The organism is Hydrogenophilus islandicus, from assembly GCF_054657095.1.
The window spans coordinates 1-12,423 of record NZ_BAAHXE010000045.1 but is presented as its reverse complement, the minus strand read 5'-3'; the positions used below and the strand labels follow the sequence as shown (position 1 = coordinate 12,423).

Genomic DNA, 12,423 nt, shown 5'->3' with positions numbered 1-12,423 from the left:
TTGTCCCACAGGCACGCTTGAAGTAGTCGGCCTGCTCGGGCGTTGGACGGAGCTCAATTCGATGTGAAAGCTGCATCGGGACTATCCGATGAACTGGAGCCGACGATGGGTATCGGTACGCGTTGCAGGTATCAGTCGCCCCTCACGATCCCACCGCTGCAGCGTCTTGACCGTTACACCCAGCAGCTTTGCCGCCTTGCCGATGCTCGTGGTATTTTCCATGGTGAGAGTTATACACTATTGCGTATTTTTTGCGATACTAGAGTCAAGCTCCCAAGCAAAGGGGTGTTCGATTCTACCGTCACGGCGCAACCCACGAGAACCACGCCACGAGAATAAGCATAGACGCTGCGGTCACCCACAGTCCCGAACGGAGGTAGCGACCAAACGAGATCGCCACCCCGTAACGCGCCGCCTGCTCGGCGACGATCAGATTGGCGATGCTGCCAACCAGGAGAAGATTCCCGGCGAAAGTACTTGCGACCGCTAGCAGATACCACGGCCCAGGGTCACCGGGGGTGAGAAATTGGGTGAGCAACATCACCGCGGGGACGTTGCTCACCAGGTTGCTGAGCACAACGGTGAGGAGCGTCAGAAAAAGCGGATTTTCGACTGACCCTCCCCGTTCCGCGATCCACGCCATGATCGCCGCGGGCGCCCCCGTCTCGCGAAAGAGCCCGACGACGACGAAAAGGGCCAAAAAAAGCGTGATGAGGTGCCAGTCGATGAGGCTTAGCAGCTCCCTCGTTGCCATCCGCCGCGAAAGCAGAAGCACCCCCGCAAGGGCCAGTGCCGAATGTTCACGCGGAATATCGGTCAAGAAGAGCGCGACCAAGACCACAAGCAGCACCACCCCTTTGCTACTCTGCCACCGGTCGAACGGGGGATTGCCCTGGGCAAGCCCTCCCCCATCGACGTGCCCCACAGGCGAGACCGCAAGAGCGTCCGCGAATTGCCAGCGCAAAATCGCGTAGGCCGCAGTGAGCGCCAGAACCACCGGCACGACACTCCACACGAAATAGCCGCCAAAAGCAAGCCCCCCGAGCTGGCCGATCAACATGTTCTGGGGATTCCCGATGAGCGTTGCCGCCGAACCGATGTTGGCCGCCATCGCCAGCCCCAAGAGGTGAGGCATCGGGGAGATGCGCGCCGTGCGGCAAGTCTCCAGGAGCACCGGCGCCACCGCAAGACAGATCACGTCATTCGAAAGAAAAGCCGCAAGAAAACCGCTCACCGCCATCTGCACCGCCAAAAAGCGCCGCGGCGCTTGTAACGCTGAGGCAACCAGCCGCACCGCGAGAAAGGTGTAAAAGCCTCCGAGCCGCAGTTGCGCGGAAAAGAGCATCAACGCGTAGAGAAGCGCGATCGTCGACCAATCGACCAACGCAGTGAGCTTTGCCGCATCCGCCCCACTCACCAGCCCGATCGCCAACGCTCCCAAGAGAGCAACGCCGGTGCGGTCGATCGCCAGCCACGGGATCCGCCCAAGGGCGATGCCTAGGTAGGTGAGCGCAAAAAGCGCGATCACCAGGTCATTTGAGACGGCAACATCCCACGGAGCGGTACTCACCAAGCGATCCTAAGCGGGAGAAATGAGGCGTCAGGTTTGGCGAAAGCAGGCGCGGTGCGGTGGCGGAGACGGAGGGATTCGAACCCTCGATACCGGTTTTAGCCGGTATGCTCCCTTAGCAGGGGAGTGCCTTCGACCTCTCGGCCACGTCTCCAAAAGAGATTCCATTTTACCTGAAAGCGGTACAATGGGTCAATCATTGGGCGCAGAAGGAGGTTCTATGAAACTGGTACGGTATGGCCCGCCAGGTAAGGAACGCCCCGCAATCGTCGACGCCGCAGGGCAACTTCGCGACCTCTCGGGCCTTCTTCCCGATCTCACAGCGGAACATCTGGTGGAACGGACGCTGTCCGCATTGCGCGCACTCGACCCCGAGAAGCTCCCCCTCGTTCGCGAACCGGCGCGCATTGGGCCACCCTACCGCGGGGCGCAGAAGTTCATCGCCATCGGCCTCAACTATCGCGACCACGCCAGAGAGGCCAACCTCCCAATTCCCACGCGACCGGTGGTCTTTCTCAAAGCGACCAGCACCATTCAGGGGCCAAACGATCCGATTGTCCCGCCACCCGGTTTTACGAAACTCGACTACGAAGTCGAACTCGGCGTCGTGATCGGCCGCGTGACCCGACACGTCACAGTTCCCGAGGCGCTGGAGTGTGTCGCCGGCTATTGTCTTGTGAACGACGTCTCGGAACGGGCGCTGCAGATGGAGGCGGGTGGCGGCCAATGGGCGCTGGGCAAAAGTTGCGACACCTTCGGACCGGTCGGTCCGTGGCTCGTCACGAAAGAGGAGATCCCCAACCCCCAAAATCTGCAGCTTTGGCTGGAGGTCAATGGCGAGCGGCGACAAATGGGGAATACCGCCGAGATGATTTTCACTGTGGCCGAGCTCATCAGCTACCTTTCACGCACCATGACGCTCTACCCAGGCGACCTGATCGCCACCGGCACACCGCCTGGGGTCGGAATGGGATTCAACCCGCCCCGCTTCTTGCAGGTGGGGGATGTGATTCGCGCAGGGTGCGATCCCCTCGGCGAGCAGCACCAAGAGGTCGTTGCCGCGCCTGCCTCAGAAGAGCCGCTCGCCGAGATATAATCCGAACTTGATTATTTTCTAATGCAACATCAGGGAGTTCAACATGACCTCAGCCACACGTAGCGTCGATGTCGCGATCATCGGTGCCGGAACCGCTGGGCTCTATGCCCTGCGGGAGGTGCGAAAAGCCAAATGTTCCGCAGTATTGATCGACCATGGGCCGCTCGGGACCACCTGTGCGCGTGTCGGATGTATGCCGTCGAAAGCAGCGCTGCACGTCGCCCACCTGTGGCAAGCGGCGCAAGAAGCGGTCCGTTTCGGCTATCCGGCGCCCGATTCCCATCGTCGCGGAGATCGGGCTGCAGCCTGGGCAGAGGTGCGCCGCAAACGGGACTTTTTCGCGGGGCGGACCGCGGAGCGGACGCGCCAGTTCGCCGGCAACGACCTGCTGATCGGTAGCGCTCGCTTCCTCTCCCCCACCGCGGTAAAGGTCACCCATGACGACGGCGAAACTACCGTGGTCGAAGCGAAGGCCTTCGTTTTGGCCGTCGGCTCGCGCCCCTTTTTGCCACCCACCGTCACCCATCTTGACGGGGCCAAACTCTTGACCACCGACACCCTCTTTGAGATCGACGAGCCCCCCGCCCGAATCGGCATCGTCGGACTCGGCGCGATCGGGATCGAGATGGGGCTAGCACTCGCGCGCTTAGGGGTTGAGGTGGTGGGCGTGGATGTTGCCCCAACCCTTGCCGGAATCTCTGACCCCGAGGTGCGGCGTGTAGCGCACAGACGGTTTAGCCGCGAATTTCCCCTCCACTTGAACGCAGCGGCAACCTTCAGGGAAACCGCTGACGGTATCGTCATTGAACTCGCAAGTGGCGAGCGCTACGGCGTCGACGCACTTTTGGTGGCAACAGGCCGGCGCAGTAATCTCGATCGGGTTGACCTTCCTGCGGCTGGCGTTGCGCTCAACGAACGGAGCTTCCCGACCCGGTTCAGTCCCGAAACCCTCCAGGTGGGCGATGCGCCGATCTTCGTTGCCGGCGACGCCAACAGTCTGTTCCCGCTGATGCACGAAGCAGCGCTCGAAGGGGGTGCTGCGGGGCGAAACGCCGCGCTGGTCGCCCGGGGGGAGAAACCTGTCACGCGCAAAACGGTTCCGCCGCTCGCGATCGTCTTCAGCGACCCGGACGTGGTGCGGGTGGGGGCGCGCTTTACCGATCTCAATCCGGAAGAGATCGTCATCGGCACCGGCAAAGGGGAAGAGAACGGCCGCTCACGCGTCCTCGATGAGACCGAGACCCTGGTGCGAGTCTATGCCGAGAAGGGGAGCGGCAAGATTTTGGGGGCTGAGATGGTGTGCGCGCACGGCGAGCACCTCGGCCACTTCCTCGCCCAGGCGATCGCCCGCGGCGCTACTGTAGTCGAGCTCTTGGCCCTCCCCTACTACCACCCCACCGTTGAAGAGTTGCTGCAAAGCGCTCTGCAAGACGCGCAGCAGCAGCAGCTGCGATAGGCTGGAGAAGAGTCCGGCCCCGCCGAAGCCACCCCCTCAACCGCTCCCCGCTGCGACGACGCGCTGGGAGCGGACTTCACGCCTCTGGGGCAACTACTTCGGCGTAGAGGTCGTGCACGTCGCAATCGACGACGCGCACACGGGCAAACTCCCCGGGCTGAAGTTCACCCCCGTCGGGGATAAAGACCAGACCGTCGATCTCCGGCGCGTCGGCAGACGACCGAGCCACCGCCCCCTCCTCGTCGATCTCTTCAACCAGCACCTCGATTTCGCGGCCGATCCACCGTTCCAGGCGCTGAGTGGAGATCTCCTCCTGGAATTCAAGCAGCCGGATCCGCCGCTCTTCGCGAATCTCTTCAGGAACGGGATCGGGAAGGTCGTTTGCCGCAGCGCCCGCGACAGGCGAATAGGGGAAGACGCCCACACGGTCGAGTTGTGCCATTTCCAAAAACTGCAAAAGCAGCTCGAAATCGCTCTCGGTCTCGCCCGGAAAACCGGTGATAAAGGTCGAACGGATCGTGAGATCGGGACAGATCGACCGCCACTTGCGGATCCGCTCGAGCACCTTTTCGGTGGCGGCGGGCCGCTTCATCAGCTGCAAGATCTTGGGGCTCGCGTGTTGGAAGGGGATGTCGAGATAGGGGAGGATCTTCCCCTCGGCCATGAGGGGAATGAGCTCATCGACACTTGGGTAAGGATAGACGTAGTGGAGCCGCACCCAGACACCGAGCTCCCCGAGGAGTTTCGCGAGTTCCGTCAACCGCTGCTTCACCGGCCGCCCCTGCCAAAAGCCGGTGCGGTAGTTGAGGTCGACCCCATACGCGCTCGTGTCTTGTGACACCACCAGAATCTCTTTGACGCCGGCGTCGACAAGCGCTTCGGCCTCTTCCATAATCTCGTGAATCGGGCGACTCACCAAGTCGCCGCGCAGTTGCGGAATGATGCAGAAGGTGCACCGGTGGTTGCACCCCTCAGAGATCTTGAGGTAGGCGTAGTGGGCCGGGGTGACGCGCACACCCTGCGGGGGCACCAAGTCGACAAAGGGGTCGTGCGGTTTGGGAAGATGGCGATGCACGAGCGACATCACCTCGTCGGTGGCATGAGGGCCGGTCACCGCGAGGACTGATGGGTGAGCGTTCCAGATCACCTCCTGCCGCGCGCCCAGGCAGCCGGTGACGATTACCCGACCATTCTCCGCGAGCGCCTCGCCAATCGCCTCGAGGGATTCAGCGACCGCCTCCTCAATGAACCCGCAGGTATTGACGATCACCAGCTCCGCCTCACGATATTCCGGCGTGATTTCGTACCCTTCGGCACGCAGGCGCGTCAAAATCCGTTCGGTGTCGACCGTGGCCTTGGGACAACCGAGGCTCACCATGCCGATGCGTGGCACACGATTATTGTGATTCATTCGGCGTTTTTTTGGAGTCAACAGGGTGGGGTTTGGGGTAGAAGGCCTCGAACCACCCGAGCGCCTGGCGTTGCATCTGTTGATTCACCTGTTGCCAGAGGTTTTGCGTCTGCTCGAGGTAAGCATCCAACATCGATTGCATCGCTTTCGGTTGCAGCGAGAGAAACTGCGCGAGGATCTCGGGCGCCATCACCGCATTCTCCCCGTAGATCGCGCGAAAGCGCTCCTGCATGCGACTCTGGAGCTCGAGAAAGGTCTTGAGGCTGTTTTCCAGGTATTGGCCGAAGAGGGTTTGCGACGCCTGCCCGTAGAAGCGGATGATGCTCGCCAACATCTCGGTGGAAAAGATCGGCTGCCCCCCGACCTCCTCCTCAAGCAGAATCTGCAGATAGACGCTGCGGGTGAGATCCTCTTGGGTCTTGGCGTCGATGATCCGAATCGGCTCGTGGCGTAGGATCATCTCTTTGATGTCCGTCAGCGTAATGTAGGTACTGGTGGCGGTATCGTAGAGACGGCGATTGGGGTATTTCTTGATGACGCGTTCCGATTCCGCGTTCATGGGAGAACTCTCAAAGAGGGGGCAGCAGCTCTGCATTCGCGCCATTATACCGCCGAACGCACCGCGCTCCCCCTCGACTCCGGAATCAGGAGATCAATACATATGGAGGCCGCCGTTGACGTTCAGCGTCGCCCCAGTGATGTACGCGGCCTTGTCGCTCGCAAGGAACGCCACACACGCGGCGATCTCCTCAGGCTTAGCAAGCCGCTTCATCGGGACGGTGTCGATGATCGCTTGCCGGATATCTTCGCGAATCGCCATCACCATGTCGGTTGCGACGTAACCGGGTGCGATCGCGTTTACCGTCACCCCTTTGGCGGCGAGCTCCAACGCCAGAGCTTTGGTAAAGCCCAAGATCCCCGCTTTCGCCGCAGAGTAGTTGGTTTGACCCGCCTGCCCCTTGACGCCATTGACTGACGAGATGTTGATGATCCGCCCCCATCCCCGTTCGGCCATCTTCGGCGCGATATCGCGGGTCACATTGAACATACTGTCGAGGTTGACCCGCAGAACCGCATCCCACTGCTCCTTTTCCATTTTGTGGAAAAATTTGTCGCGGGTAATCCCGGCGTTGTTGACGAGCACGTCGACCGGTCCCACCTTGGCTTCGATCTCAGCGACCATCGCGCGACACTGCTCATAGTTGGCCACGTCGGCCTCAGCGGCAACGAAGTCAAATCCCAACGCCTTCTGTTCGGCCAACCACGCCTCCTTTTGCGGAAAACCGGGGATGCAGTTGGCCACCACCCGATACCCCTCTTTGGCCAGCTCCTGACAAATCGCTGTACCGATACCACCCATGGCGCCGGTCACCAGCGCGATCCGTTGTGTTGTCATCATGACTCCCTTCATTTGGTGTCCCATACAAAAAAGCCACTTGGCAGATGCTACCAAGTGGCGCTATTGTAACCCGTTTTGCTGCACCGCAACAAAACGGTTCGCTACGAATCGTTCAGGTCACAACGGAAACGCGTTGCGCTCGACCCTCACGACATCAATACATGTGCTGCCCGCCGTTGATTGCGATGTTGGCGCCGGTGACAAAAGCCGCTTCGTCACTTGCCAAATAGGCGACCAGCCCCGCGACCTCTTCGGGTTTACCCAAACGGCCGAGTGGAATCTGCGGCAGGATTTTGCTCTCGAGCACCTCTTTCGGGATCGCCATCACCATCTTGGTCCCGATATAGCCGGGGGAGATGGTGTTCACAGTGATGCCAAACTTCGCCACCTCGAGCGCCAGCGACTTGGTAAAGCCGTGCATCCCCGCCTTGGCCGCCGCGTAGTTGGTTTGGCCAAAGGCCCCTTTGGTACCATTGACCGATGAGATGTTGATGATCCGCCCCCACCCTTTACTGACCATATCCTCGATCACCTGCTTGGTCATGTTGAAGACGCTGTCAAGGTTGGTGCGCAAAACCACGTCCCAATCGGCTTTCGTCATCTTGCGAAAGGTCATATCGCGGGTGATCCCAGCGTTATTGACGAGCACATCGACCGCCCCAACCTCCTCCTTGACGCGGGCGACGCACGCGGCGCAGGAATCGAAATCGCTGACGTCGACCGGGTAAGCGTTGAAGTGGTACCCCTGCTCCGCCATCTTCGCCAACCACTCAGGCGCCGTGGTGTTGTTGGGCGAATAGGTGACCACCACCCGGTAGCCCATCGCCGCGAGCTTGAGCGAAATCGCTTCGCCCAGCCCCCCCATACCCCCAGTAACCAATGCGATACGGCTCATCGTTACTCCCTCCTTTTGGTGACACAAAACCGATTTTTTTACTGGGCCACCGCCGCCTCACGCACGAGTGGCAGCGCTGGCTCTTTGACGTAGCGCCCCGGTGCCGGTTCGATGGGGCGGTAGCGGTCGTTGCCGAGCGTCGTTCGCGCCGGGATCTCCCGCCCCTTGTGCGCCTGGAGCCAGTGGGCCCAATCGTTCCACCAGCTGCCCGGCCGTTCCTCGGCAGCAGCGAGCCACTTTTCGGGCTCAAGGGGCAACGCATCATTCACCCAGTAACTGCGGCGATTCTTTTTCGCCGGGTTGATGGCGCCGGCAATGTGGCCGCTCGCGCCAAGGACAAAGCGCTTCTCGCCCGAGAGAAGCTGCATCGAATGGTACGCCCCTCGCCACGGAACGATATGGTCTTCGCGTGCCGCCATCACGTAGGCCGGAACATCGACTGCAGCGAGATTGACCCGCTGCCCGAGCATCTGCAAGCGGTTCGGGATACGTAGCTCGTTCTCCAGATACATGTGGCGCAGGTAATAGGTGACGAACGGTCCCGGCAGGTTGGTGCTGTCGGCGTTCCAGAAGAGGAGATCGAATGGTTGCGGCTTCTCCCCTTTGAGGTAGTTGCCGACGACGTAATTCCAGATGAGGTCGTTGGCGCGCAACATCGAAAAGACCTGGGCGAGTTCAGCGCCGAGCATCAACCCGCCGCGCCCGATGGCTGCTTCACGCGCCGCAACCGTCGCCTCGTCGACCAGACAACCCAACTCGCCACTTTCGGCGAAATCCAAGAGCGTCGTCATGAGCGTGAGGCTCCGCACTGGAGGATCGCCGCGCGCCGCCGCCACCGCAAGCGCCGAGGTGAGGATCGTGCCGCCGACACAAAAACCCAACACGTTGGGGTCGGCAACACCGGTCACCTCCCGCACCACCTGAAGGGCGGTGAGCGGTCCCAACGCCAAATAGTCATCCCAGCCGTAATGGGCTTCAGTAAGCCCCGGGTTTTTCCACGAGATGAGGAAGAGGGTGTGCCCCTGCTCGACCGCAAAGCGCACGAGCGAGCTCTCCGGCTGGAGATCCATGATGTAGAACTTGTTGATACAGGGCGGAACGAAGAGGAGCGGCCGTTCACCCACCTGAGCCGTGAGTGGCGCATACTGGATGAGCTGCATCAAGGGGTTCTCAAAGATCACCGCCCCTTCGGTGACGGCAAGATTTCGTCCCACCTCGAACGCCGCGTCGTCGGTCATCGAAATCCGCCCTTTGCGCAGATCGGCAAGCAAGTTTTCGATGCCGCGGCGGATGCTCTCCCCTTGGGTGGCAAGTGCGGTTGCGATGAACTCCGGATTGGTCGCCGGGAAGTTACTCGGCGCGATTGCGTCGAGCCACTGGCGGACAACAAAGAGAGTGCGACACTTCGTTTTGCCGTCGGGAAAATCGGCTGACTCCACGAGCTCCGTCACCTTCTGGCAGAGCAGCAGATACGACTGGCGCAAATAGTCGGCGATCGGGTTTTTCTTCCACGCCTCACTGGCAAAGCGGCGGTCGCGGTCGGCGTCAGCAACCACCGGCGGCTCACCCCGCCCTTCAACGAACCGCTGCCAGAGCTCCCCCTGCGCGGCCAAGTAGCTGCTCAGCCACGCCCGCCACCGTTCGGGGTTTTGACTCCCTAACTTCGCAAGGAGCGCCGTGAGCTCGGGGGGCATCGGCGCACTCGTCGCGCCCGGAAACGGACCCATTGCAAAGGAGAAAGGGTTGGGGATAGGATGGGTCATTCGCGCTCCTCCACGTTGTTGTTGCTTTTACCGAAGAGCCGCGAGCGTCGCAAAGCGCCCCGTCTTCGGCCCGTCACGGCGATGAGAATACCACAGGCGATTTTCGCTTGTACAGAGGCCGCTCGGCACGACCGAAACCGCCCCGAGGCGTTCGAGCTGGGCGCTGGCGATTGCGGCCAAGTCAACCTGGTAGTGACCCGGGCGAACGCCTCTACTCACCCCCACGTCGATCCACGATCCGAGCTGGGCAAGCGCGGCGACCACCGGCTCATCGACCTCGTAACACGCGCCGCAAATCGCAGGACCGATCCACGCAGCAAAAGGCCCCGCGAGCGTCTCGGCCGCCGCGGCGAGCACCCCAGCCGCGAGCCCGCGCCAACCGGCGTGCGCCACGGCAAGCCGCGCACCGTCGCTCCGAACCAACACCACCGGAAGGCAATCGGCGGTGAGCAGCCCCAGCCACCGCCCACGGGTGGCGGTCACCGCCGCGTCGGCTTGAGGAGTCGGTCGATCGGCACCCCCTTTTGCATCCCCTGCCCCATCAGCGGCTATATCGTAATCAGCGTCATCTTCGGAATTGGCGCCGACCACTCGTCCAGCGTCGGCGTCCCAGACCGCTGTCCCATGAACCTGGTTGAGCCAGACAGGGGGGCTCCCCAAGATCGACGCAAGCCGCGCACGGTTTGCCGCGACCGCCTCTGGCGCATCCCCAACATGGCTTGCAAGATTCCACTCGGCGCAGCCGCCGCGACTCACTCCGCCCAAGCGGGTCGTCAGCCGAATCTCGGCGCCAAAAGAGTGAAGGGCGGATATCGTGACGAGCATCGTTCGTTCTTCCTCGCGCAACACCATCCTGATATTCAAAAAGCCGCACCCTCTCGCAAACGCGCAACGAGCGCCGCGAAATCAGCGGGGAGCGGAGAGGAGAACGTCATCACCTCGCCACTAGCCGGGTGGGTGAGCGTCAGCGCAACGGCGTGCAACGCCTGGCGCGCGAAACCGAAACGGCGAGCCCGCTCGGAGCCGTACAGGGGGTCCCCCACCAAGGGGTGACCAATGTGGGCGAGATGGACGCGAATCTGGTGGGTCCGCCCCGTTTCCAGATCGCACTGCACCCATGTCGCCGCGTCGCCAAACGCCTCCAGCGGTTTGACGTGGGTGACTGCGGGTTTGCCGTTGGCGACAACGGCCATTTTCACCCGCTGGCGCGGATGGCGGCCGATGGGGGCTGCGATCGTCGTTGGCCGCGCGATCACCCCCACCGCAACCGCCCAGTAGCGCCGCGCAATGGCGCGCGCGGCAAGCGCGGAGACGAGCTGCTGGTAGGCGAGCGAACTCTTCGCCACCACCATCAACCCGCTCGTCTCCTTGTCGAGCCGATGGACGATCCCTGCGCGGGGTAGATGCATCAGGCGCGCGTCATACGCAAGAAGCGCATTCAACAGCGTCCCGCTGCGGTTCCCCGCCCCCGGATGGACGACCCACCCGGCCGGTTTGTCGAGCACAAGCAGGTGTTCGTCTTCAAAGACCACGGGGAGGATCCGCGGCTCAGGGAGGTGGTCGCCATCGGGTTCCAAGGTCACCTCGGCAACCACCGTCGCGCCGGGGGTAACGACCGTTTTGGGCGAAGTGACCACCTCGCCGTTCACCGCGACACACCCTTCGCGCACCCAGCGCTGCCACTGCGAACGGGAAAACTCCGGTGCCGCGTCGGCCAACCAGCGGTCGAGACGGCACGGCTCCGCGGTGAGCGGAATCTCCCAATGGTATTCCGTTCTATAATCGCTCAACTCTTCGACTTCTGGGTTCTCTTTCATGAAACGTTGGCTTCTGGTGACTGTCACCGCCGCAACCGTTGCGGGCTGCGGCCTTCTTCCCGAAAAGATCGACGAGACGCGCTCGTGGAGTGCGCAGAAGCTCTACAGCGAAGCGCGCGCCGCGATGGAGGATGGCAACTACCAACGCGCCGCGGAGCTTCTGGAAAAGCTCGAATCGCGCTACCCCTTTGGCCGCTACGCGCAACAGGCGCAGATCGAGACTGCGTACGCCTACTACAAACAGGGGGAGCCGGAACTTGCGCTCGCGGCGATCGACCGCTTCATGCGGCTCCACCCCGACCACCCCAATCTCGATTATATGCTCTATCTCAAGGGGCTCATTCTCTTTAACGAAGATCGTAGCCTCTTTGCCGCGCTGGGGAACCAAGACCTGAGCGAACGGGATCCGAAAGCGGCGAAAGAGTCGCTCGAAGCGTTTCTCGAGCTCCTTCGCCGTTTCCCCGAGAGCAAATATGCGCCTGACGCCGAAGCGCGGGTGGTCTATCTGCGCAACAGCCTCGCGCGCCATGAGCTGCACGTCGCGCGCTACTACTTGAAGCGCGGCGCCTACCTTGCTGCCGCGAACCGTGCCAAGGTGGTGGTCACCCAATACGCCGACACGCCGCTCGTGGAAGATGCGCTTTGGCTTTTGCGCGAAGCCTACGACCGGCTGGGGCTCACCGACCTCAAAGCGGACGCCGAGCGGGTGTTGCGGCTCAATTTTCCCGACTCCGACTACCTGAAATATGGCGAACGCCGCGGCAAAGCGAAACCGTGGTGGCAGATTTGGTAAATGTCGTCCCCATCGGGGGGTGACAAAACAGCAAAAAGCCCCAAAAGCTGGGGCTTAGAATCAAAAAACAAGGAGGAGGAAATCTGGCGCGCCCGGAAGGATTCGAACCTCCGACCCCCTGGTTCGTAGCCAGGTACTCTATCCAACTGAGCTACGGGCGCTTCGCGTTGCGCGAGACCATTATTGTAGCAAAACGGCGGGTGTTGTCAACGCTGGTTAAAAA

12 protein-coding genes, 2 tRNA genes and 1 pseudogene are annotated in these 12,423 nt (G+C 61.7%); 3 read left to right on the top strand and 12 right to left on the bottom strand.

The genetic code is table 11. From position 1 onward, the window contains the following. The 4 genes and pseudogenes from ACYQ6T_RS10135 to ACYQ6T_RS10120 form a co-directional block, all read right to left on the bottom strand. On the bottom strand, positions 1–76 hold a 76-nt coding region (locus ACYQ6T_RS10135; RefSeq protein WP_459830390.1), incomplete at its 3' end, for a helix-turn-helix domain-containing protein. A gap of 20 nt (positions 77–96) precedes the next feature. After that, a pseudogene (locus tag ACYQ6T_RS10130) lies at positions 97–222 on the bottom strand (MerR family DNA-binding transcriptional regulator); the annotation flags it as partial. Positions 223–301: 79 nt separating this feature from the next. Then, entirely contained in the window at positions 302–1,570 is a 1,269-nt protein-coding gene (locus ACYQ6T_RS10125; RefSeq protein WP_459830491.1) for an ArsB/NhaD family transporter, read from the bottom strand. 60 nt (positions 1,571–1,630) lie between these two features. After that, positions 1,631–1,724: transfer RNA gene (locus ACYQ6T_RS10120), tRNA-Ser, on the bottom strand. Between the two features lie 66 nt (positions 1,725–1,790). Here ACYQ6T_RS10120 and ACYQ6T_RS10115 point away from each other — a divergent pair. Further along, positions 1,791–2,666 carry a fumarylacetoacetate hydrolase family protein gene (locus tag ACYQ6T_RS10115; protein ID WP_459830489.1) on the top strand — a complete coding sequence of 292 codons (876 nt, stop codon included), beginning with the start codon at positions 1,791–1,793 and terminating at the stop codon, positions 2,664–2,666. A gap of 43 nt (positions 2,667–2,709) precedes the next feature. Then, a complete protein-coding gene (locus ACYQ6T_RS10110) occupies positions 2,710–4,122 on the top strand; it encodes a dihydrolipoyl dehydrogenase (protein WP_459830487.1) in 1,413 nt (470 codons plus the stop codon). A gap of 76 nt (positions 4,123–4,198) precedes the next feature. Here the strand turns inward: ACYQ6T_RS10110 and rimO are convergent, their stop codons facing one another. From rimO to ACYQ6T_RS10075, 7 genes are all read right to left on the bottom strand, one after another. After that, complete coding sequence (gene rimO, locus ACYQ6T_RS10105) at positions 4,199–5,533, bottom strand: 30S ribosomal protein S12 methylthiotransferase RimO (protein WP_459830486.1); 1,335 nt, start codon at positions 5,531–5,533, stop codon at positions 4,199–4,201. Next, positions 5,520–6,092, bottom strand: a complete 573-nt coding sequence (phaR, locus tag ACYQ6T_RS10100) for a polyhydroxyalkanoate synthesis repressor PhaR (RefSeq protein WP_459830484.1) — start codon at positions 6,090–6,092, stop codon at positions 5,520–5,522. Before phaR ends, rimO begins: the two co-directional genes overlap by 14 nt. A gap of 93 nt (positions 6,093–6,185) precedes the next feature. Beyond that, positions 6,186–6,929, bottom strand: coding sequence for a 3-oxoacyl-[acyl-carrier-protein] reductase (gene fabG / locus ACYQ6T_RS10095; protein WP_459830483.1), 744 nt, complete (start codon positions 6,927–6,929; stop codon positions 6,186–6,188). A gap of 157 nt (positions 6,930–7,086) precedes the next feature. Then, positions 7,087–7,827 carry an acetoacetyl-CoA reductase gene (gene phbB / locus ACYQ6T_RS10090; RefSeq protein ID WP_459830482.1) on the bottom strand — a complete coding sequence of 247 codons (741 nt, stop codon included), beginning with the start codon at positions 7,825–7,827 and terminating at the stop codon, positions 7,087–7,089. Positions 7,828–7,865: 38 nt separating this feature from the next. Continuing rightward, on the bottom strand, positions 7,866–9,590 hold the full coding sequence (locus ACYQ6T_RS10085) for a PHA/PHB synthase family protein (protein WP_459830481.1): 1,725 nt from the start codon (positions 9,588–9,590) through the stop codon (positions 7,866–7,868). Positions 9,591–9,617: 27 nt separating this feature from the next. After that, on the bottom strand, positions 9,618–10,415 hold the full coding sequence (locus ACYQ6T_RS10080; RefSeq protein ID WP_459830480.1) for a purine nucleoside phosphorylase YfiH/LACC1 family protein: 798 nt from the start codon (positions 10,413–10,415) through the stop codon (positions 9,618–9,620). Between the two features lie 35 nt (positions 10,416–10,450). Continuing rightward, positions 10,451–11,407 (bottom strand): RluA family pseudouridine synthase, encoded by a 957-nt coding sequence (locus tag ACYQ6T_RS10075; RefSeq protein WP_459830479.1) that lies wholly within the window; start codon positions 11,405–11,407, stop codon positions 10,451–10,453. Here ACYQ6T_RS10075 and ACYQ6T_RS10070 point away from each other — a divergent pair. Beyond that, positions 11,406–12,200, top strand: coding sequence for an outer membrane protein assembly factor BamD (locus ACYQ6T_RS10070; RefSeq protein ID WP_459830478.1), 795 nt, complete (start codon positions 11,406–11,408; stop codon positions 12,198–12,200). The genes ACYQ6T_RS10075 and ACYQ6T_RS10070 overlap by 2 nt on opposite strands. An 84-nt stretch (positions 12,201–12,284) precedes the next feature. Here ACYQ6T_RS10070 and ACYQ6T_RS10065 read toward each other — a convergent pair. Beyond that, a tRNA-Arg gene (locus tag ACYQ6T_RS10065) sits at positions 12,285–12,361 on the bottom strand. Positions 12,362–12,423 lie beyond the last annotated feature (62 nt).

What these genes read in the sequence shown, in the direction of transcription:
- phbB (WP_459830482.1), bottom strand. Translation starts at nt 7,827, where the DNA reads ATGAGCCGTATCGCATTGGTTACTGGGGGTATGGGGGGGCTGGGCGAA.
- ACYQ6T_RS10080 (WP_459830480.1), bottom strand. Translation starts at nt 10,415, where the DNA reads ATGCTCGTCACGATATCCGCCCTTCACTCTTTTGGCGCCGAGATTCGG.
- fabG (WP_459830483.1), bottom strand. Translation starts at nt 6,929, where the DNA reads ATGACAACACAACGGATCGCGCTGGTGACCGGCGCCATGGGTGGTATC.
- ACYQ6T_RS10110 (WP_459830487.1), top strand. Translation starts at nt 2,710, where the DNA reads ATGACCTCAGCCACACGTAGCGTCGATGTCGCGATCATCGGTGCCGGA.
- phaR (WP_459830484.1), bottom strand. Translation starts at nt 6,092, where the DNA reads ATGAACGCGGAATCGGAACGCGTCATCAAGAAATACCCCAATCGCCGT.
- rimO (WP_459830486.1), bottom strand. Translation starts at nt 5,533, where the DNA reads ATGAATCACAATAATCGTGTGCCACGCATCGGCATGGTGAGCCTCGGT.
- ACYQ6T_RS10075 (WP_459830479.1), bottom strand. Translation starts at nt 11,407, where the DNA reads ATGAAAGAGAACCCAGAAGTCGAAGAGTTGAGCGATTATAGAACGGAA.
- ACYQ6T_RS10115 (WP_459830489.1), top strand. Translation starts at nt 1,791, where the DNA reads ATGAAACTGGTACGGTATGGCCCGCCAGGTAAGGAACGCCCCGCAATC.
- ACYQ6T_RS10085 (WP_459830481.1), bottom strand. Translation starts at nt 9,590, where the DNA reads ATGACCCATCCTATCCCCAACCCTTTCTCCTTTGCAATGGGTCCGTTT.
- ACYQ6T_RS10070 (WP_459830478.1), top strand. Translation starts at nt 11,406, where the DNA reads ATGAAACGTTGGCTTCTGGTGACTGTCACCGCCGCAACCGTTGCGGGC.